Here is a 20,987-nt window from a genome sequence, read left to right on the forward strand (position 1 = left end):
CAGCAGACCCAGGCGCGCCGGACCGCCGGCGCGCTCAGCGCGCACGCCCAGCGCATCGAGCGACGGCTGGCGGCGTACGAGCGCTGGGGTCTCGACGAGCCGCTGCCCGCGCGCCCGGAGCCGCCCGGGGTGAAGGATCGGGCCCGGGGCGCCGAGGTGGTCTCCAGGGTGCCCACGGACGACAAGGTGATCTTCCTGACCGTCGACGACGGCGCCGAGCAGGACCCGGAGTTCCTGCGCCTGGTGCGGGAGCTGGACCTGCCGGTGTCCTCGTTCCTCACCGACCAGGAGGTACGCGGCCCGGGCGGGGCGGGATACGGGTACTTCCGGGAGCTGGAGCGGTTCGGCGGCAGCACGCACAACCACACGCTGCGCCATCCGTATCTCCCGGCGCTCGACCGGGACCGGCAGCGGCGGGAGATCTGCGGGCAACAGGACGTGCTCAAGGAGAAGATGGGCGGGCCGGAGCCACGCCTCTTCCGGCCGCCGTACGGCGCGTACGACGGGAACACGCTGCGGGCGGCGCGGGAGTGCGGCATCGACGCGGTGGTGCTGTGGGGGATGGAGGCCTGGGCCGACCGGATCGAGTTCCAGCGCCCCGGCAAGCAGCTGTATCCGGGCGCGATCATCCTCACGCACTTCCGGGGACCCGCCGAGTGGGGCGGGACGATGGCCGACATGACTCGCCGGCTGCTGCGACTCGCCGCGGAACAGGGCTACACGGTGGCACGTCTGGAGGACTATCTCTGACCCGCTGGCACTCTGGTTGACGGAGTGCTAATCGCGGCATAATGTCGAACCTGGCACTCCCAGCCGGGGAGTGCCAATAGCGACGGACAGACCCGGCACCCGCGACGACGGTTCTGGCCTGCGCCATCCAGACATTGCGTACCCCGCTGAGATCTCCGAAGGGGGAGGTCGGATCGTGACGACCGCCACCAGCTCCAAGGTTGCCATCAAGCCGCTCGAGGACCGCATCGTGGTCCAGCCGCTCGACGCAGAGGAGACCACGGCCTCAGGCCTGGTCATCCCGGACACCGCCAAGGAGAAGCCCCAGGAGGGCACCGTCCTGGCCGTCGGCCCGGGCCGTTTCGAGGACGGCAACCGCCTGCCGCTCGACGTCTCCGTCGGCGACATCGTGCTGTACAGCAAGTACGGCGGCACCGAGGTGAAGTACCAGGGCGACGACTACCTCGTCCTCTCGGCTCGCGACGTGCTCGCGGTCGTCGAGAAGTAACTCACCAAGCCGAAGAATGCGTTGATCTGCGCCCTGGGACCCGCGAGCCGGGGCCGGGGCGCAGTTCGTTCGAGAGGAACCGACAGCTCCCATGGCGAAGATCCTGAAGTTCGACGAGGACGCCCGGCGCGCCCTCGAGCGCGGTGTCGACACGCTCGCCGACACCGTGAAGGTGACGATCGGCCCCAAGGGCCGGAACGTCGTCATCGACAAGAAGTTCGGTGCCCCCACCATCACCAACGACGGCGTCACCATCGCGCGTGAGGTCGAGTCCGAGGACCCGTACGAGGACCTGGGCGCCCAGCTGGTGAAGGAGGTCGCCACCAAGACCAACGACATCGCGGGTGACGGCACCACCACCGCCACCGTGCTGGCCCAGGCGCTCGTCCGCGAGGGCCTGCGAAACGTCGCCGCCGGCGCCTCCCCGGCCGCCCTGAAGCGCGGCATCGACGCCGCCGTCAAGGCCGTGTCCGAGGACCTGCTGGCCAGCGCCCGGCCGATCGACTCCAAGGAGGACATCGCCGCGGTCGCCGGACTGTCCGCCCAGGACGAGCAGGTCGGCGAGTTGATCGCGGAAGCGATGGACAAGGTCGGCAAGGACGGCGTCATCACGGTGGAGGAGTCCCAGACCTTCGGGCTGGAGCTGGACTTCACCGAGGGCATGGCCTTCGACAAGGGCCACCTCTCGCCGTACATGGTCACCGACCAGGAGCGCCAGGAGGCGGTCCTGGACGACCCGTACATCCTGATCCACCAGGGCAAGATCTCCTCGATCCAGGACCTGCTGCCGCTGCTCGAGCAGATCATGCAGTCCGGCGGGTCGAAGCCCCTGCTGATCATCGCCGAGGACGTCGAGGGCGAGGCGCTGTCCACCCTGGTCGTCAACAAGATCCGCGGCACCTTCAACGCGGTCGCGGTCAAGGCTCCCGGCTTCGGCGACCGCCGCAAGGCGATGCTCGGTGACATGGCCACCCTCACGGGCGGGACCGTCATCGCCGAGGAGGTCGGCCTCAAGCTCGACCAGGCCGGTCTGGACGTGCTGGGCAGCGCCCGCCGCGTCACGGTCACGAAGGACGACACCACCATCGTCGACGGCGCCGGTGAGAAGGCCGACGTCGACGCCCGAGTCGCCCAGATCAAGGCGGAGATCGAGGCCACGGACTCCGACTGGGACCGGGAGAAGCTGCAGGAGCGGCTGGCGAAGCTCGCCGGTGGCGTCTGCGTGATCCGGGTCGGCGCGGCCACCGAGGTCGAGCTGAAGGAGAAGAAGCACCGTCTCGAGGACGCCATCTCCGCGACCCGCGCCGCGGTCGAGGAGGGCATCGTCGCCGGTGGTGGCGCTTCGCTGGTGCACGCCGGCAAGGTGCTCGAGGGCTCGCTGGGCAAGCAGGGCGACGAAGCCACGGGTGTCGCCGTCGTACGGCGCGCGGTCGTCGAGCCGCTGCGCTGGATCGCGGAGAACGCCGGCCTGGAGGGTTACGTCATCACCTCCAAGGTCGCCGAGCTGGACAAGGGCCAGGGCTTCAACGCCGCCACCAGCGAGTACACCGACATGGTCAAGGCCGGAGTCAACGACCCGGTGAAGGTGACCCGTTCCGCGCTGGAGAACGCCGCGTCCATCGCCTCGCTGCTGCTCACGACCGAGACCCTGGTCGTCGAGAAGCCCGCCGAGGAGGACGAGGCTCCGGCCGGCGGCGGTCACGGCCACTCGCACTGAGCCGTGTAGCAGATCACGCGGGACCGCGCTGCGCGGTGCCGCCAGCGAGGCCCGGTTTCCCGTACGAACGGTACGGGAAACCGGGCCTCGCTCGTTGTGCGTGCTCGTGGGGCTCGCACCTCCCACGACTGCGACACAGAATCAACTACGTATGGAACCAACGGACTTCGGGAAGGCGACTGACAGGACACAGGTAGTTCCGTAGCCGGCTGTGGCGGACGACCCGGCCCAGCCAGTGCCCGGTGAATGGGGGATTCGTGGCCGAAGTGCTGATACTGCTGTGGGTTGCCGCCATGCTCTGGCTGGTGATCTCGCGCATCCGCCAGGCGGTGCGCGACCGGCGGATGCGGCGGGATGCCAGGGAGCGGGGCGTCTACTACGGGGGCGGAACGAGCGGCGCCAGGGGCGCCTTCTTCGGCGGGGCCGCCCTCGGCGGAGGCGGCTTCGACGGTGGCGGTGGTGGCGGCGGCTGCGACGGCGGCGGTGGTGGTGGCTGCTGACGGCGAGGCGCGAACCAGGCGCACGACTGAGTGCGAGACGAGAGGCATGAGCAACGAGCGGTCGGCCGCGGGCGAGCACCCTGACACCCGGCCGGCCGTCAGGAGGGGGAGACCGTGGTCGAGGGACTGATGTTGTTGCTGGCCGGATTCGCGCTCGCTCTGCTGGTCGCGCCGTTCCTCAGGAAAGGTGACGACCGGTCGGCTGTCTCACGGACCTTCGGCGGACGCGGACGCGGGAGCGGTTCGGGGGGAGGCGTCTTCGGCGGTTCTGACGGTGGCGGCGGTGGTTGCTGAGCGACCCGCTGCCGAGACCCGGACGGAGGGTGGATCTTCATGGGCGCGTGGCCATTGGTCCTGGTGGCGGGGTTGTGCGGACTCGGCACGGTGATCGCCCTCGTCGCCCTCTACGGCTTGGCGGTGAGGCCGCGACACGAGGGGCCCACGGCGCCCTCGGCCCCTGGGACGGTGGCGGCGGTGGCTGAGCCGTGGTGAGTTTTGACTGACGGGAACTAACTGACACGGGAGGAACCCATGGAGTACTACGTGGTGACGGCGCTCATTTTCGGGAGCTATCTCCTCGCCGCGATCATCCAGGTCATGGCGCGTGACCGGCGGGAAGCGGCCCGGCAGGGCAGTTTCGCCCGTGCCACCCAGACGCACACTCCCGGCGCTTCGGGAAGCGGGGGCCGGGGAGACGACGGTGGCGGCGGTCCCGGCGGCGGTCCGGACGACGATGGGGCTGACGACGGTCGGAGCGACCCGGGTGGCGGCCAGGCTGCGACTCCGGATACCGCTTCCGGCCCGGCGGCTCCCGCGCGGTTGCGTACGGTGATCCCGGCACCCGGGGGCGCGGCTCGTACGGCGGAGCCCGAGCCGGAGTCGGCGGGGACGCGCCGGGCGGACAACGCCTCGGCGGGCATCACGGTAGGCGGCTGACACCGTCCGTCGCGTCCCGTGCCGCCGAGCGGCGTGTCGCCCGGTTACCGCGGCCCGTACCGTCGCCCCGCGCTGGAGCTGGTGCGGGCCAGCAGGCCGCGCGGCGCGATCCGGGCCAGGCCCATCAGGGCCTTGTACCGCGGGTCTGGGATGGACAGGTCCTTGCCGCGGGCCAGGTCGGTCATCGCCGCGTCCACCACGCGCGCCGCGTCCAGCCACATCCAGTTCGGCACCGCGCCGGCGTCCATGCCGGCCCGCTGGTGGAACTCGGTGCGTACGAAACCCGGGCAGAGCGCCATCAACCGGATGCCGCTGCCCGCCAGGTCGCGCGCCGCGCCCTGCGTGAACTGCACCACCCACGCCTTCGAGGCGCCGTAGGTCCCGCGTGGGAGGAAGGCCGCGACCGAGGCGACGTTCACCACGCCACCCCGGCGTCGCTCCCGCATCGCCTCGGTCGCCTCGGTCGTCAGGCGCAGCACGGCCTCGCAGTGCACCCGCAGCATGGTCAACTCGTCCGCGACCGGCAGCTCCAGGTAGCGGCCCTGGTTCCCGAAGCCCGCGTTGTTCACCAGCAGGTCGACGGGGTGTGACCGGTCGGCGAGCCGTGCCTCGACCGTCTCGATGCCCGGCTCGGCGGACAGGTCCGCGGGCAGCACGTCGACCGCGACACCGTGCTGGTCCCGTAGCCGGCGGGCCCGTTCCGCCAGTCGCTCGGTGTCGCGCGCGACGAGCACCAGGTCCAGGCCGTCGCGCGCCAGTCGTGTGGCGAACGCGGCGCCGATGCCGGAGGTGCCGCCGGTGATCAGTGCGGTGGTCATGCCGGCACGCTACCGGGGCGTGTACGGGCGCCTGCACCCCGGGCCGCGGCGGGGCCGATACGGCCTCAAGGGGTACGCCGGAGGGCTCGCTTCCGCGCCTCGGGGTGCAGGGCTTCTCCGGCGGCCAGCAACCGTGGGAGCAAGTCCGGTTCGGTGGTCACCGCGCGGAACTGGAACGCCACGGACACCTCGTGCTCCGGCCGGTGCACGACCTCGATCGGATCACCGGCCCGAATCGCGCCCGGCTCGAGCACCCTCAGGTACGCGCCGGGCGCCGCCTTGGCGGTGAAGCGCTTGATCCATCCCCGTTCGCCGAGCCACCCGGCGAACGTACGGCAGGGTATCCGCCCGGAGGTGACCTCGAGCAGCAGGTCCGGCCCCACGCGCCACCGCTCCCCGATCCGCGCGTCGTTCACGGCGCCGCCGCTGGTGGTGAAGTTCTCGCCGAACGCGCCGTTCGACAGTTCCCGGCCCAACTCCCGCTCCCAGTCGTCCAGGTCCTCGCGGGCGAAAGCGTAGACGGCCTGGTCGTCGCCGCCGTGATGGCGCAGGTCGCACACGGCGTCGCCGGCGAGGCCGCTGCCGCCGACGCCCTCGGGGCCCGGGGCGGCGACCGTGACCGGATCGAGGGTGGGCCGCTTGTCGATGCCGGTGAGCTGGTCGGGGGCGTTGGTGTGCGGGGAGACGTGCGGCTCGGCGATGTTCACTGACAGCAGCTGCATGTGCCGCACGTTAGCCAGCGGAAAGGGGCTCGGCCAGCGGATTCGCGCGGGAGCCGGCGCCGGGCCGGTCTTACAGCGGCGGCCGGAGTCGTACCTCCGCGCGGCCGACTGAGGTGCCGGCCGCGGGCGGATCGTTTCTGCGGCAGCGCCGAAGACGGCGCCTCAACTCTCCGGTCCGGGGGCCGCTCCCGCCGTGACCAGTCGGCCCCGGGCACGGCCCATCAGTTCCTCGCGTTCGTCCTCGGTGAGGCCGCCCCAGACGCCGTACGGCTCGCGTACGGCCAGGGCGTGCGCCGCGCACTCGGCGCGCACGGGACAGCGCATGCACACCTCCTTCGCGGATTCCTCGCGCGCGCTGCGGGCTGCTCCGCGCTCGCCCTCCGGGTGGAAGAAGAGCGAGCTGTCCACGCCCCGGCAGGCGGCAAGCAGTTGCCAGTCCCACAGATCGGCGTTCGGGCCCGGGAGGCGGGAGAAGTCTGCCATTGCATGTCCTCTCGGAAGCGTGCTCGGTACGGCGATGGCGGATGCCCGGCTCGTCTCGGGGTGGCGAGCCGCTCATCCGTAAATATGACTCGTTGCCGAACTAGCTATTACCCGAACACACCGAAAGAAATCATGACCAAATAGGGCATTTCCCTAGGTGACGCGCGACGATGGCGAACAGTCCGAATGTGTCTGCTCACTCACGTAGAGTGCTTATTGTGGCCGCGGAATCCCGTAACTCTTTTGGGTGACCGTCGTTGAGTGTGCGGAGGCGGTTGACAGAGCCCGTTCGGCCATCGGGTGTCCGGTGGGGGCGGTCAGCCGCAGAGGTGAAGATCCGTAACAGCCTGGAGGCTCAAGGTGATGCGCATCAGCTGCGGGGGGCGGTCATGACATCCGTCCTCGTCTGCGACGACTCCCCGCTCGCCCGGGAGGCGCTCCGCCGCGCGGTCGCGACCGTGCCCGGCGTCGAGCGCGTGACGACGGCTGCCAACGGCGAGGAAGTCCTCCGCCGCTGGGGTGCTGATCGCTCCGACCTGATTCTGATGGACGTCCGCATGCCCGGGCTGGGAGGTGTGGAAACGGTGCGCCGGCTGCTGTCGGCGGATCCGGGTGCCCGGATCATCATGCTGACCGTGTCCGAGGACCTGGACGGCGTGGCCCTGGCGGTGGCCGCGGGTGCCCGCGGCTATCTGCACAAGGACGCCTCGCGCGCCGAGTTGCGCGCCACGGTGACCCAAGCCCTGGCGGACCCGACCTGGCGGTTGGCCCCGCGGCGGCTGCGGTCCACCGAGATGGGCGCCGCGCCCACCCTCACCGCGCGGGAGATCCAGGTGCTGGAGGGCATGAGCCACGGCAGGTCGAACGCCGAGATCGGTCGTGAACTGTTCCTGTCCGAGGACACCGTCAAGACGCACGCCAGACGGCTCTTCAAGAAGCTGGGCGCCTCGGACCGGGCGCACGCCGTGGCACTCGGCTTCCGCTGGGGGCTCGTTCGCTGAGGCGGGCCAGTGGGCTCCTCGGGGTTCGTCCCGGCGTGACGACCGGCACGGTGGCTTCCAGCGTTCGCTGAGCGCCTCGGCCCCCTGCCCGCATCCGGCGGTGGGTATCCGTTGTGGGGCTTGTCTCCGATGTGCTCGGTTTTGCCCATGCTTCATCCCGTACGGTCCGGGTGAGTGCCCCGATTTCGCTGCGATTCCGCTCCGGTTCCGTAGCCGCCACCAGGCAGCGTCGCCGGAACCGCTCGGTATGCCGCATGCTGGGGAGTGTGACATCTCCCCGGTACGCCCCGGGGATTCTCACGCAGCCGCGAGGGGCCCGGTGCCGGGCCGCCCGGCTCGGTGCCGTCAGGCGCGGGGGCGGGCGGGTCGGATCGCCGAGTGGCGCGGTGTGTATCGACCCGGAAAGGGGCGGGCTGGCGGGATGGCTACGGGCGCACTCCGTGACGACGCTTCGACGCACGACTCGGCCGGCTCGGCGCAGGCCGAGCAACGCCGCACGGCGAACCGTGCGACCTCGGTGCACCATGGACCGATGCGTGACGATGAGTACGGGGCCGTCGCGGCCCTCGTCCAGCGCGCGGTGAATGGGGACGATCAGGCCACGCACGATCTGCTCGCGCACGTACACCCGCTGGCTCTGCGCTACTGCCGCACCCGGCTGACCCGGCTGCCCGGCGACGCGCGGCACTTCGTGGACGACCTCGCGCAGGAGGTCTGTCTCGCCGTGCTGTGCGCGCTGCCCCGCTACCGCGACACGGGCAAGCCCTTCGAGGCTTTCGTGGTGGCGATCGCCCAGCACAAGATCGCCGATCTGCAGCGAGCGGCGATGCGCGGCCCCGGTAGCACCGCCGTACCGTCCGACGAGATGCCGGAGCGCCCCGACGACTCGTTGGGACCGGAGGAGCGGGCGCTGCTCAGCAGCGAGGCCGAGTGGGCCAAGAAGCTGCTCGCCAACCTGCCCGACCATCAGCGCGAGTTGGTCCTGCTGCGGGTGGCGGTCGGGCTGTCCGCCGAGGAGACCGGGCAGATGCTGGGGATGTCGCCAGGGGCGGTACGCGTCGCGCAGCACCGTGCGTTGAGCAGACTGCGGGCGCTCGCGGAGCAGTGACCGTCGGCTCGGTCCGCTGGTCTCCGCACCCTCTGAGAGCGAGCTAGCATGGACGTCCGGATCGCACAAGCAGGCCAGCGGAGGCGTGAGTGGGACGGTGACGGGCCGGTCCGTACGCGCGCCCTCGCCAGCCGGCCGGCACGCCCGGGGCATACGGCGTACGGCGACCCGGGGTCTTTCGGAATCGCCGGGGGCTCCGCCGAGTCGGCATGTCCGGGACCGCCGGGGTTCCGCGGCCGCCGGGCCTCCGCAACCAAGGAAAGGGTGTCATGACAGACCACATCGACGGAGTGCCCGCCAAGTTCGGCACGCTCGGGCTGACCTACGACGATGTGCTGTTGCTGCCGGGCGAGTCGAACATGGCGCCCCAGGACATCGATACCTCCTCCCGGGTCTCCCGGAACGTCCGGGTGAACGTGCCCCTGCTCTCCGCCGCGATGGACAAGGTCACCGAGGCCCGGATGGCCATCGCGATGGCACGGCAGGGGGGCGTCGGCGTACTGCACCGGAACCTCTCCGTCGAGGACCAGGCGTTCCAGGTCGACCGGGTCAAGCGCTCCGAGTCCGGGATGATCACCGACCCGATCACGATCGGGCCGGACGCCACGCTGGGCGAGGCCGACGAACTCTGCGGTCGGTTCCGGATCAGCGGCGTCCCGGTCACGGATGGCGCGGGCAAGCTGCTGGGCATCGTCACGAACCGGGACATGGCCTTCGAGTCGGACCGCAGCCGCCAGGTCCGCGCGGTGATGACGCCGATGCCGCTGGTCACCGGCAAGGTCGGGATCTCCCGCGACGAGGCGATGGAACTGCTGCGGCGGCACAAGATCGAGAAGCTGCCGTTGGTGGACGACGCGGGCGTGATCCAGGGCCTGATCACGGTCAAGGACTTCGTCAAGGCCGAGCAGTATCCGCGGGCCGCGAAGGACGCCGAGGGCCGGCTGGTGGTGGGCGCCGCGGTGGGCGTGGCGGGCGACGCCTTCGAGCGGTCCCAGGCGCTGATCGACGCCGGGGTGGACTTCCTGGTGGTGGACACGGCACACGGTCACTCCCGACTGGTCGGTGACATGGTGGCGAAGATCAAGGCGAGTTCCCCCGTCGATGTCGTCGGCGGCAACGTCGCGACCCGCGCGGGCGCCCAGGCGCTGATCGACGCGGGCGTGGACGGCATCAAGGTGGGGGTCGGCCCGGGTTCCATCTGCACCACCCGAGTCGTCGCGGGCATCGGCGTCCCCCAGGTAACCGCGATCTACGAGGCCGCTCTGGCGGCCCGGGAGGCGGGCGTACCGGTGATCGGCGACGGCGGCCTGCAGTACAGCGGGGACATCGCCAAGGCGCTGGTGGCCGGCGCCGACACGGTGATGCTGGGCAGTCTGCTCGCCGGCTGCGCGGAGTCGCCGGGTGAGCTGCTCTTCATCAACGGCAAGCAGTTCAAGTCGTACCGTGGCATGGGCTCGTTGGCCGCGATGCAGACGCGTGGCGGCGACCGCTCGTTCTCCAAGGACCGGTACTTCCAGGAGGAGGTCGGCGCGGACGACAAGCTGATCCCGGAGGGTGTCGAGGGCCAGGTGGCCTACCGCGGCCCGCTCTCCTCGGTCGTGCACCAGTTGGTGGGCGGGCTGAAGCAGTCGATGTTCTACGTCGGCGGCCGGACCGTGCCGGAGATGAAGGAGCACGGTCAGTTCGTCCGTATCACCTCGGCCGGGCTCAAGGAGAGCCACCCGCACGACATCCAGATGACCACCGAGGCGCCCAACTACGCCCGCCGCTGAGCGGGGCCGCGCCCGCAAGCCCGCGGCCAGGCGTATGTCGAGCCCGCCTGCCGTCCCGCACGCCGGCCGCGCGCCGGACCGTACGGTGCCCCGCTCGGCGGCGGCACCCGGCGGTTCGGCGATACTGGGACCGACGTAACCGCAGCGAAGAGAAGGGCCAATCCGAGTGACTGAGATCGAGATCGGGCGCGGCAAGCGAGGCCGCCGGGCGTACGCCTTCGACGACATCGCGGTGGTGCCGAGCCGGCGCACCCGTGACCCGAAGGAGGTCTCGATCGCCTGGCAGATTGACGCGTACCGCTTCGACCTGCCCTTCCTGGCCGCCCCGATGGACTCCGTCGTCTCCCCGAGCACGGCCATCCGGATCGGCGAGCTCGGTGGCCTCGGGGTACTCAACCTCGAGGGCCTGTGGACCCGTTACGAGGACCCGGAGCCGCTGCTCGCCGAGATCGCCGAGCTGGACGACAAGGCGGCGAACCGCCGTATGCAGGAGATCTACGCCGAGCCGATCAAGGAGGAGCTGATCGGCCAACGGATCAAGGAGGTGCGGGACGCCGGCGTCGTGACGGCCGCCGCGCTCTCTCCGCAGCGCACCGCGCAGTTCTCCAAGGCCGTCGTGGACGCTGGCGTCGACCTCTTCGTCATCCGAGGCACGACGGTCTCGGCGGAGCACGTCTCGTCCGCGGCCGAGCCGCTGAACCTCAAGCAGTTCATCTACGAACTCGACGTGCCGGTGATCGTCGGCGGTTGCGCCACCTACACCGCCGCCCTGCACCTGATGCGCACGGGCGCGGCCGGCGTGCTCGTCGGCTTCGGCGGGGGTGCCGCGCACACCACGCGCAACGTACTGGGCATCCAGGTGCCGATGGCCACCGCGGTGGCGGACGTGGCCGCGGCCCGTCGGGACTACCTGGACGAGTCCGGCGGACGCTACGTGCACGTCATCGCGGACGGCGGTGTCGGCTGGTCCGGCGACCTGCCCAAGGCCGTGGCCTGCGGCTCGGACGCGGTGATGATGGGTTCTCCACTCGCCCGCGCCTCGGACGCGCCCGGACGCGGCCACCACTGGGGCATGGAGGCGGTGCACGAGGACGTGCCGCGCGGCAACCGGATGTACCTCGGCACGGTCGGGACCACCGAGGAGGTCCTCCTCGGGCCCTCGCACACGCCGGACGGCTCGATGAACTTCTTCGGGGCGCTGCGCCGGGCGATGGCGACGACCGGGTACTCCGACCTGAAGGAGTTCCAGCGGGTCGAGGCGATGGTGGCCCGCTCGAGGTGACGTCCGCGGCTTGCGCGTCGCGCGTGCGGGCGTGTCCTTACGGACCGCCGCGTACGGGCGCCGTACGGCCGCCGGCAGGTCGCGGTCGTGTGCTTGGCTGGTGGGCATGACCCAGCTGCCCCGGCACATACCGCTCGGACCACCTCCGGCTCCGCCGCGGGGGCCGGAGCCCGGCGGTCTCGTGGCGCTGTTGGCCAGGCGGCGCAGCAGTCGTGCCTTCGCGTCCCGCCCGCTCGGCCTCGCGCAGCTCGCGGTGCTCGCCTGGGCGGCCCAGGGCCGTACGGGCGACGCCGCGGCGACCGAGAGCCGTACGGAGGGCGGGACGCGTCGCACCTGTCCCTCGGCGCACCAGACGTATCCGCTGACACTCACCGTGCTCGCGGGCGGCGACGGCGTCGAAGGCCTTGCGGCGGGGGCCTACGACTACACGCCCGAGCAGCACGCCCTGTGCCCGAAGCGGGGCGGTGACCACCGCGAACGGGTCGCGGCCACCACCCTCGCGGACTACGACTGGCTGCGCCACGCACCGGTGTTGTTGCTGCTCAGCGGTGACATGGAGGGCGCCACGCGGCACTTCGCCGAGCAGCCGCCGAAGGGCCGTCGCGGTTCGCGGTACGTATGGCTGGAGGCCGGGCACGCCAGCCAGAACGTCTATCTCCAGGCCGCCGAGTTGGGGCTCGGCGCCGTACTCGTCGCGGGCTTCGACGACTACCGCCTCACCGCCCTCACCCCGCGGGTGGTCCCGGCCGCGCGCCATCCGCTGGCCCTGCTGGCTCTCGGCCATCCGGCGACTCCGGGGCTGTGAGGCCCCGGCTGTCACAGCCGGTGCGCCGCGCCCGTCGGACTGGCGCCTCGGGTGTCCAGCAGCAGTTGTGCCTTGGCGGCCAGCCCCTGCATGTCGTACGTACGATGCTGTTGCAGCAGCACGGTGAGATCGGCGTCGGCCGCGGCCTCGTACAACGCGTCGGCACGTGGCACCGGACGGCCGGCCGCCTGCCAGTGGAAGACGTACGGATCGTGGAAGCTCAACTGGGCACCCAGGTCCCGCAGTCGGGAGGCGATCTCGCTGGCGGGCGCCCCCTCCTGGTCGGCCAGGTCCGCCTTGTACGTGATGCCGAGCAGCAGGACGCGCGCGCCGCGCGCGGACTTGCCGTGCTCGTTCAGCAACTCCGCCGCACGCTGGCAGACGTAGCGCGGCATGCGCGCGTTGACCTCCTGCGCCAGCTCCACCATGCGCAGCGGATAGCCGAGCGATCGGCTCGGGTACGACAGGTGGTTCGGGTCGATCGGCACGCTGTGCCCGCCGACGCCGGGGCCGGGCCGGAAGGCCTGGAAGCCGAACGGCTTGGTTTCCGCGCAGCGGATCACGTCCCACACGTCGACGCCGATGTCGTGGCAGAAGACCGCCATCTCGTTGATCAGCGCGATGTTGATCTGCCGGTAGTTCGTCTCCAGCAGCTGCGTGGTCTCCGCCTCCCGGGGGCCGCGGGCGCGTACGACCTTGTCCGTGAGCCGCCCGTAGAAGGCCGCCGCCGCCTCGGTGCAGGCCGGGGTGAGGCCGCCGATGACCTTGGGGGTGTTCGCGTAGCCGTACCCGTGGGCGCGGCTGCCCGGGTCGAGCCGGCTGGGGGCGTACGCGAGGTGGAAGTCCCGCCCCGCGCGCAGCCCCGAGCCCTCTTCCAGCGCGGTGCGGAGGAATTCCTCGGTGCTGCCGGGGTAGACCGTCGACTCCAGGATGACGGTGGTGCGTGGACGCAGTCGGGAGGCGAGCAGGTGTGCGGCCGTACGAACCGGGCTCAGGTCGAGCGTGCGATCGGGGCCGAGTGGGGTGTCCACGCAGATGACGGCGGTACGCGCGCGGCCGAGCTGTGCCGGGTCGCCGACGGCCCGGAAGCCGCCGGCGTGCATGCGGCGTAGTTCGGCGGCGGAGACCGAGCCGTCACCGGGCGGGCGACCGCTGCTCAGCTCGGTGACGGTGCGCTGGTCCGGGTCGTAGCCGATGGTGCTGATACCGGCGGTGACGGCGGCGCGGGCCAGCGGGAGACCCGAATGGCCCAGCCCGATGACGGCGAGGTCTGCGCGCATGGTGGCTGACATCCCTTCCCCCGGTGCCTGGGGCAAGCGTGACTCGTGACTGAAGACGCGCTGTCAGGTTAAGCGGCTATATGACAGACATGCGGTATTGCGCGCGCTGCCGTGCCCGCACTCGGCCAAACTCGTGGGAATGGGGGACCATCGACGGGGAGACGTGTCACCAGCGACCAACCGAGCAACACCCGTGGTTCCGGTACGGGGCCGACCGCCCGGCAGGGAACGGCGCGGACTTCGGCGTGCCCGGCGTACCGGCTGGACCAGCACAGGAGGTAACGGTGAGGACAGCGACACTGGGCCCGGAGGAGCGCGCGGAGGCGCTCGCGCAGATGGCCGAGCGGGAGTTGGACGTACTAGTCATCGGCGCGGGCGTGGTCGGTGCGGGCACCGCGCTGGACGCCGCCACCCGGGGCCTGTCCACCGGCATCGTGGAGGCGCGGGACTGGGCGTCCGGCACCTCCAGCCGGTCGAGCAAGCTGATCCACGGCGGACTCCGGTATCTGGAGATGCTGGACTTCGCGCTGGTACGAGAAGCCCTCAAGGAGCGCGGCCTGCTGCTCCAGCGGCTCGCGCCGCACCTGGTGAAGCCGGTGCCGTTCCTCTACCCGCTGAAGCACAAGGGTTGGGAGCGGGTGTACGCGGGCTCCGGCGTGGCCCTGTACGACGCCATGTCGGTCTCCTCCGGGCACGGCCGCGGACTGCCCACCCATCGGCACCTCTCCCGTCGACACGCTCTCCAGGTGGCGCCCTGCCTGCGGCGGGACGCGCTGGTCGGCGCGCTGCAGTACTACGACGCGCAGATGGATGACGCGCGTTACGTCGCGACCCTGGTCCGTACGGCCGCGGCCTACGGCGCGCACGCCGCGAACCACGCGCGGGTGACCGGCTTCCTGCGGGAGGGCGAACGGGTCGTGGGCGCCCGGGTGCAGGACCTGGAGCAGGGCGGGGAGTACGAGGTGCGCGCCAAGCAGGTGGTGAACGCCACCGGTGTGTGGACCGACGACACCCAGCAACTGATCGCCGAGCGCGGCCAGTTCCACGTACGCGCCTCCAAGGGCATCCACCTGGTGGTGCCGAAGGACCGCATCCACTCCTCCACGGGGTTGATCCTGCGTACGGAGAAGAGCGTGCTGTTCGTCATCCCGTGGGGTCGACACTGGGTCGTCGGCACCACGGACACCGACTGGGACCTGGACAAGGAACATCCCGCGGCGTCCAGCGCGGACATCGACTACCTCCTCGAGCATGTCAACGAGGTGCTCTCGGTGCCGCTCACCCGGGACGACGTGGAGGGCGTCTACGCCGGTCTGCGCCCGCTGCTGGCCGGCGAGTCGGACGCCACCAGCAAGCTGTCCAGGGAGCACACCGTCGCGCACCCGGTGCCGGGGATGGTGGTCGTCGCGGGCGGCAAGTACACGACGTACCGCGTGATGGCGAAGGACGCGGTGGACGCGGCCGTGCACGGCCTGGACCGCCGGGTCGCCAGGTGCTGCACCGAGGAGGTGCCGCTCACCGGGGCGGAGGGCTACCACGCGCTGTGGAACGCCCGGGCCCGTATCGCCGCCCGGGCCAAGCTGCACGTGGAGCGAGTGGAGCATCTGCTGAACCGGTACGGCTCGATGACCGAGGAGGTGCTCGAACTCATCACCAGCGACCCGAAGCTGGGCCAGCCGCTGCCCGCCGCGGACGACTACCTCAAGGCGGAGGTGGTGTACGCGTGCACGCACGAGGGGGCCCGGCATCTGGACGACGTGCTGATCCGTCGTACGCGCATCTCCATCGAGACCTTCGACCGTGGGACCCGCAGTGCCCGGGAGTGCGCCGAGTTGATGGCCGGGGTGCTCGGTTGGGACGCCGCCCGGATCGAGCGCGAGGTCGAGCACTACGAGAAGCGGGTGGAGGCCGAGCGCGAGTCGCAGCGTCAGCCCGACGACCTGACTGCGGACGCGGCCCGACTCGGCGCGCCACAGGTGGACGCCTCCTGATCGCGCGACGACGGGTCGACACGAAGTCGGGTTCTCGCGCTCCGGTCGGGTTTCGGAGAGCCGCGGCACCGTGCCGTCAGCGCGTCGTCAACCGTCCGTCAGTCCTCCGTCAACCGGAGGAAAACCGTCCGCACTTGGGTGCAGGCAGTCCTTCACGGGGGCTCGACGTGCCGACGCTGGCCGGCCGACCCACCGTGCGGCGCTCGTCGTCGAGGCACGTGTCGTGGCGGCAGCCGGGGGTCAGTTGGGGGTCGGCGGCGGCGGCACGCACGTGCTGCGGGTCGGACGCGCCGGTCTCGTAACGGCTTTCCTCCGCGGGCCGACGCCGGAGGCAACCACGCTAGGATTTGCCCTTGAAGGCATTGCTGAGGGCTCGGCTGCTTTGAGGGGATGCAAGGGTATTCATGGGCCAGGACGTTGAGGACGGGCGGCTGCTGGGCGGTCGCTACCGGCTCGGGGGTGTGCTGGGCCGCGGGGGCATGGGCACCGTGTGGCGCGGGCACGACGAGATGCTCGGCCGTCCCGTGGCCGTGAAGGAACTCCGTTTCCCGTCGAGCGTCGACGAGGAGGAGAAACAGCGGCTCGTCACCCGTACTCTGCGCGAGGCCAAGGCGATCGCCCGCATCCGCAGCGACAGTGCCATCACCGTCTACGACGTGGTGAACGAGGACGATCGGCCGTGGATCGTCATGGAGCTGATCGAAGGTCTCTCGCTGGCCGACCAGTTGCGTGACCACGGCCCCCTGGAACAGCGCCGGGTCGCGGAAGTGGGACTGGCGGTGCTGGACGTACTGCGCGCCGCGCATCAGGAGGGCATCCTGCACCGGGACGTGAAGCCCTCCAACGTCCTGCTGGAGGAGGGCACGGACCGGGTCATCCTGACCGACTTCGGCATCGCCAAGGTCGCCGGCGATCCCTCGATCACCTCGACCGGCATGCTCGTCGGCGCGCCCTCGTACATCTCCCCCGAGCGGGCGCGCGGCAAGCCGCCCGGTCCGCCCGCCGATCTGTGGTCGCTGGGCGGCCTGTTGTACGCGGCGGTGGAGGGACGGCCGCCGTACGACAAGGGTTCGGCGCTCTCCACCCTGACCGCGGTGATGACCGAGCCGGTGCCGACCCCGTCGCGTGCGGGCGCGCTGAGCGAGGTCATCTTCGGCCTGCTTCAGAAGGACCCGGACCAGCGGCTCGACGTGGCGGGCGCACGCTCGCTGCTGGAGATGGCGGCGGCCGGCAAGGAGGCGGGGAAGCCGCACGCGGCGGGCCAGGAGCCGACGCACACGCTGCCGTTGATCTCCCACCGTGGCACGGGCCGCGGCGCGCACCGTTCGGGCTCGTCCAAGGGCGGGTCGGGCGGGCAGGCGTCGGGGACCCGACTGCGGGACGCCTGGAAGTCCGTACGCAGCGCCGCCGCGGCGGATGCCGCGGGTGCCGGGGCTGGTGGTGCGGCGGGTGCTGGTGCGGCGGGTGCTGGTACGACCCGGGGTGCCGCGGGTAGCCGTACGGCCGGCAGGGACTCGGGCGCCGACGTCGGTGCCGAGGCGTCCGGCGGCTCCGGCGCGGCCGCGAGGTCGGGCGGGGCCGCGGGGTCCGGTGCGGTCGCCGGCCCGTCCGCGCAGCCCCCGGACACCAGCGGCACCTCGGGGCCCGCTGCCGGACCGGATCCGGACGCCGGTGCCGGGAGCGCTCCCGCACCGCAGCTCCCACGCTCCCCGCAGTACCAGGAACCAACTGCCGGCGCGCGGGCGCCGGCACCGGTACCGGCTGAACCCCCGCCCGCGCCCCTGCCGCCGCACGGTTCCGGCGGTGGCGTCCTGCCCGCCCTGTCCGGCAGCGCGTTGCCCCCGGCGAACAGCCCCGCGGAGACCGTGGGGCTGGCCAGCGGTAGCGCCAGCAGCACCACGAGCACCGGAGTGGTGCGCGTGATGCGGGACCTGGGACCGAGGCGTACGACGGCGATGGTGCTGGCCCTACTGGCCCTCCTGGTCGCGCTCACGGTCGCGATCAGCTTCGCCGGTACGGGCGAGGAGGAGTCGGGTGCCTCGGGCGGCCAGTCCGACACGGAGTCGGGCGGCCGGGACGGCGGGGCTGACGACAAGGACGGCCAGGACACCGGGGGCGGTCAGAAGGAGCCGGACGGCGGCCGTGACAAGGGCGACACGGGCGGCAAGGGCAAGGACGATGAGGACGGCAAGGACGAGGCCGACGGCAAGGACGACGGCAAGGGCGGGGACGGGCCCAAGATCCCGAAGGGCTACGCGGTGCTGACCGACAAGCGCTTCAACTTCCAGATGGCGATGCCGAAGAACTACAAGCGCGTGGGCGTGGCGGGCGATGACTCCGGGGGGCAGTACGGCCGCCCCGGTGGGGGCTACCCGAAGATCCAGGTCGACTACAACGACAGTCCGCTCGCGAACGCGGTGCTGGCCTGGAAGGGCCTGGAGCCGGCGGTGCGGAAGTCCAGCAACGGATACAGACCGTTGTTCATTCGGAACGTCAAATGGCGGGGATACCCGACCGTGGCCGACTGGTCCTTCGAGCGGAACGAGAACGGCGAGCGGGTACGCGTGCTGAACCGTGGCTTCAAGGTGGACGACAAGCGGGGCTACGCCATCATGATCACCTGCAAGGCGGAGAACTGGGACAACAAGATGTGCCGCACCGTGCGGAACACCGCCTTCGCCACCTTCCAACCGCGGTAACGCTCACCGCCGGGCTCCACGTTGCCGGGTGCACGCCGACGTTGGGGGAGGCCGTCCGGCGGGAATGCAAGGGGGAGGCTGGCCGGTGAAGCCAACTACGGGCAGCACCAGTCCGCTTCGGCACGTATGGTGAAAGGCGGCTGTCCGTATACATCCGTAACAGGACGCATCGGGAACGGTATTGACGGGAAGCTCGTGCGGGGGTGGGAGGCGTCGTGGACGACATCGCGGATTTCGGCGGCCGGATGCTGGCCGACCGCTACCGCCTGCCGCGGCAGCCTGCCGAGGAGTACGAACTCGCCGAGTCACCCGCGTACGACACCGCGAGCGGGCAGGAAGTGCTGGTGCGGCAGGTGCCGTTGCCCGAGGTGGTCGAGGCCGAACTGCTCGACGAGGGACGGACCGACGGCGCCGGGCCGGCCGACCACGGCGGCGATGGTGCCGCGCGACGGCCGAGAGACCCGGCGGTACGCCGGGCGGTCGAGGCGGCCCTTTCCGCCTCCCGTATACCGGACCACCCGCGGCTGGACCAGGTCTTCGACGTGTTCGTGGAGGACGACGGGCTCTGGATCGTCAGCGAACTCGTGCCGGCCAGACCCCTCGCGGCCGTACTCGCCGAGGAGCGGCTCAGCGCGCACCGGGCCGCGGAGATCGCCGCCGACCTGCTGACCGCGCTCCAGGCCGTGCACGCGCAGGGTTGGGTGCACCGCAACATCACCGCTCGCTCGGTGCTGGTCTGCGAGGACGGACGGGCGTTGCTCACCGGTCTCGCGGCGGGCGCGGCGGAGGAGATGCTGTGCGGTTACGACGCTCTGCCGGAGCCGGGCGCGGGGACGCCGCCCGGCGTCGAGGCGGAGAGCCCGGCCCCGGAGCAGACGGGCGGGGAACGGGAGGTGAGCGGAGAGGAGGCCGCCCCCGAAGGCAGACGCGTACGCTCCGGAGGCGGCCAGGCGGGGTCCACGTCGGTCTTGGAGCCGGGTCAGACCCCGGAGGCGCTGCCCCGCGGACCGCTGCCGGACGGCTTCACCGAGCGGTACGCCCCCCGGGGGGACGCCGAGCGCGCGCCCGACGAGGAGCGAGAGCCCCGTAGCCCGGCCCAGGGGGACACCGGGCAGCGGACCCAGGTCGGCCCGGTGTACCGGGAGCACACCGAGTGGCACGCCCCTCGGCGGGATGCCGGATCCGGTGACCGACCCGATCCGCAGGACGCCTCGCCCGGCACGGTCGACACCCAACGGGCCGCGATCTTCGGCTTCGAGGGGGAGGACTCCGGTGGCGGCCCGGCCGCGCGTGCCGCCCGTCGGGGTGCTATAGCCGCCTACCGGGCCGGCGCCCGAGCGGCCTCCGCGCGCGTGGCGGCGGAGGCCGAGGGCCGTCCAGCCCCGGAGCAGCCGGACTGGTGGTCCACGGCCGGCCCGGCACAGGGCGCAATCAGCCCGGCACAGGGTGCGGCTGGCCCGACACAGGATGCTGCGGCCGGCTCAGGAGACGGTCCCTACGGTCCGGATGGGCAGCCGTACGGTCCGGGGCAGCCGGCGGAAGACCGGACGCGGGCGGACGACGGCCCGGCACGTACGCCTGCCGGGGACGTCCGGCCCCCGCAGGCCGGACCCACGCAGGCCGGACCCATGCAGGCGGGGCCCACGCACGCCGCCGACTTCGGTCAGCAGCGTTGGACCGGGGAGGGCCCGACCGCGCTGCCCGGCACCCGGCATGGCACCACTCGCGCGGTGCCGCTGACCAGCCTCAACCGCGGCCCGGACGCCCCGGGGGCCGCCTCCCCGGAGCCCGTCCGACAGCCGGCCCCCGCGCGTGAGCCGGCCCCCGCCGGGCCGCCGGCGCGGACGGTTGCCGAGAAGCACGGTGCCTTAACGGACGCGGCGCAACCCGCCCGTACGACGCAGGCCGAGACGCCGGATGACGGCGTGGAGGGCTCGCGCTACCGGGGTCCGGCCACCGCGCTGGACGCCGAGCGGGCACGTCAGGCCCGGATGACCGTCGTCGGCGCGGTGACCGAGCGGTGGGCCCCGGAACAGGCCGGTCCGGTGTACCGGAACTGGCGGCTGGCGCCGCCGGTCGGCCCGGCAGCCGACCTGTGGGCGCTGGGCGTGCTGCTCTTCCGCGCACTGCAGGGACACGCGCCCTACCCAGAGGACGACGTCGCGGAACTCGTGCAGATGGTGTGCGCCGAGCCGCCGGCGTTCGCCGAGGAGTGCGGGGCACTGCGCCCGGTGGTCGAGTCGCTGCTACGACAGGACCCGACGGAGCGACCGGACTTCGAGGAGCTGCGCGGCTGGCTGCGTTCGCTCATCCGCACGGCTCCGGAGCCGGACATCGGTCACCGGACTCTCACCGCGCCGCCCTCGCTCGAGCCGGGCGGACCGGCCGACCCGAAACGCCTGCCGATCAAGCGGCGGCGCGGCGAGATCGTACGCAAGCGGCGTGCCGCCAAGCGGCGGTCCGCCGAGGAGAAGCGCGAGGCCAAGCGCGAGGAGCGTCAGGAGCAGGCCGCCCGATCCGAACCGCCCCCGAAGCCGCCCAAGCGGGAGCGGCGTCCGCCGAAGCGGGAACGCCCGTCGAAGCGACCGGCGGCGCTGGCGGAGGAGGCGGAGCCGCAGCGGCGCTCGGCCGCCTCC

The 20,987-nt window shown here is 71.8% G+C and carries 18 protein-coding genes; 14 read left to right on the forward strand and 4 right to left on the reverse strand.

Annotated elements, in window-relative coordinates; all coding sequences use genetic code 11:
* From AN216_RS11590 to AN216_RS11615, 6 genes are all read left to right on the forward strand, one after another.
* A partial coding sequence (locus AN216_RS11590) for a polysaccharide deacetylase family protein (protein ID WP_070196571.1) occupies positions 1–750 on the forward strand: 750 nt, incomplete at its 5' end.
* A gap of 175 nt (positions 751–925) precedes the next feature.
* Positions 926–1,237, forward strand: a complete 312-nt coding sequence (groES, locus tag AN216_RS11595) for a co-chaperone GroES (protein ID WP_070196572.1) — start codon at positions 926–928, stop codon at positions 1,235–1,237.
* Positions 1,238–1,328: 91 nt separating this feature from the next.
* Complete coding sequence (groL, locus tag AN216_RS11600; protein WP_070196573.1) at positions 1,329–2,954, forward strand: chaperonin GroEL; 1,626 nt, start codon at positions 1,329–1,331, stop codon at positions 2,952–2,954.
* A gap of 257 nt (positions 2,955–3,211) precedes the next feature.
* Positions 3,212–3,454, forward strand: a complete 243-nt coding sequence (locus tag AN216_RS11605; RefSeq protein WP_070196574.1) for a hypothetical protein — start codon at positions 3,212–3,214, stop codon at positions 3,452–3,454.
* Between the two features lie 333 nt (positions 3,455–3,787).
* Positions 3,788–3,946 carry a hypothetical protein gene (locus AN216_RS29180; protein ID WP_170843096.1) on the forward strand — a complete coding sequence of 53 codons (159 nt, stop codon included), beginning with the start codon at positions 3,788–3,790 and terminating at the stop codon, positions 3,944–3,946.
* 39 nt (positions 3,947–3,985) lie between these two features.
* Positions 3,986–4,390, forward strand: coding sequence for a hypothetical protein (locus AN216_RS11615; protein ID WP_070196576.1), 405 nt, complete (start codon positions 3,986–3,988; stop codon positions 4,388–4,390).
* A gap of 44 nt (positions 4,391–4,434) precedes the next feature.
* Here AN216_RS11615 and AN216_RS11620 read toward each other — a convergent pair whose 3' ends face one another.
* The 3 genes from AN216_RS11620 to AN216_RS11630 form a co-directional block, all read right to left on the reverse strand.
* Complete coding sequence (locus AN216_RS11620) at positions 4,435–5,208, reverse strand: SDR family NAD(P)-dependent oxidoreductase (protein WP_070196577.1); 774 nt, start codon at positions 5,206–5,208, stop codon at positions 4,435–4,437.
* Positions 5,209–5,273: 65 nt separating this feature from the next.
* The gene (locus AN216_RS11625) at positions 5,274–5,930 is read right to left on the reverse strand and encodes an MOSC domain-containing protein (protein WP_070196578.1); all 657 of its coding nucleotides are present in this window, start codon (positions 5,928–5,930) and stop codon (positions 5,274–5,276) included.
* Positions 5,931–6,092: 162 nt separating this feature from the next.
* The gene (locus AN216_RS11630; protein WP_070196579.1) at positions 6,093–6,413 is read right to left on the reverse strand and encodes a WhiB family transcriptional regulator; all 321 of its coding nucleotides are present in this window, start codon (positions 6,411–6,413) and stop codon (positions 6,093–6,095) included.
* A gap of 389 nt (positions 6,414–6,802) precedes the next feature.
* Between AN216_RS11630 and AN216_RS11635 the strand changes: the two genes are divergently transcribed.
* From AN216_RS11635 to AN216_RS11655, 5 genes are all read left to right on the forward strand, one after another.
* Positions 6,803–7,414: a response regulator transcription factor gene (locus AN216_RS11635; protein WP_070196580.1), complete on the forward strand. Its 612-nt coding sequence runs from the start codon at positions 6,803–6,805 to the stop codon at positions 7,412–7,414.
* A gap of 532 nt (positions 7,415–7,946) precedes the next feature.
* Complete coding sequence (locus AN216_RS11640; RefSeq protein ID WP_070196596.1) at positions 7,947–8,522, forward strand: sigma-70 family RNA polymerase sigma factor; 576 nt, start codon at positions 7,947–7,949, stop codon at positions 8,520–8,522.
* A gap of 269 nt (positions 8,523–8,791) precedes the next feature.
* Positions 8,792–10,294 (forward strand): IMP dehydrogenase, encoded by a 1,503-nt coding sequence (gene guaB / locus AN216_RS11645; protein ID WP_070196581.1) that lies wholly within the window; start codon positions 8,792–8,794, stop codon positions 10,292–10,294.
* Positions 10,295–10,460: 166 nt separating this feature from the next.
* Positions 10,461–11,576, forward strand: a complete 1,116-nt coding sequence (locus AN216_RS11650; RefSeq protein ID WP_070196582.1) for a GuaB3 family IMP dehydrogenase-related protein — start codon at positions 10,461–10,463, stop codon at positions 11,574–11,576.
* A gap of 106 nt (positions 11,577–11,682) precedes the next feature.
* Positions 11,683–12,381, forward strand: a complete 699-nt coding sequence (locus AN216_RS11655; RefSeq protein WP_079166494.1) for a SagB/ThcOx family dehydrogenase — start codon at positions 11,683–11,685, stop codon at positions 12,379–12,381.
* Positions 12,382–12,392: 11 nt separating this feature from the next.
* Here AN216_RS11655 and AN216_RS11660 read toward each other — a convergent pair whose 3' ends face one another.
* Complete coding sequence (locus AN216_RS11660; RefSeq protein WP_070196597.1) at positions 12,393–13,661, reverse strand: nucleotide sugar dehydrogenase; 1,269 nt, start codon at positions 13,659–13,661, stop codon at positions 12,393–12,395.
* 284 nt (positions 13,662–13,945) lie between these two features.
* Here AN216_RS11660 and AN216_RS11665 point away from each other — a divergent pair, with 284 nt between their 5' ends.
* The 3 genes from AN216_RS11665 to AN216_RS11675 all read left to right on the forward strand — a co-directional run.
* Positions 13,946–15,652: a glycerol-3-phosphate dehydrogenase/oxidase gene (locus AN216_RS11665; RefSeq protein ID WP_070196584.1), complete on the forward strand. Its 1,707-nt coding sequence runs from the start codon at positions 13,946–13,948 to the stop codon at positions 15,650–15,652.
* A 404-nt stretch (positions 15,653–16,056) separates the two neighbouring features.
* Entirely contained in the window at positions 16,057–18,351 is a 2,295-nt protein-coding gene (locus AN216_RS11670; protein WP_070196585.1) for a serine/threonine-protein kinase, read from the forward strand.
* A gap of 245 nt (positions 18,352–18,596) precedes the next feature.
* Positions 18,597–20,987: protein kinase (locus tag AN216_RS11675; protein WP_476755930.1), on the forward strand; the 2,391-nt coding region annotated here is incomplete at its 3' end.

The organism is Streptomyces oceani (genome assembly GCF_001751245.1).
Classification (GTDB): domain Bacteria; phylum Actinomycetota; class Actinomycetes; order Streptomycetales; family Streptomycetaceae; genus Streptomyces; species Streptomyces oceani.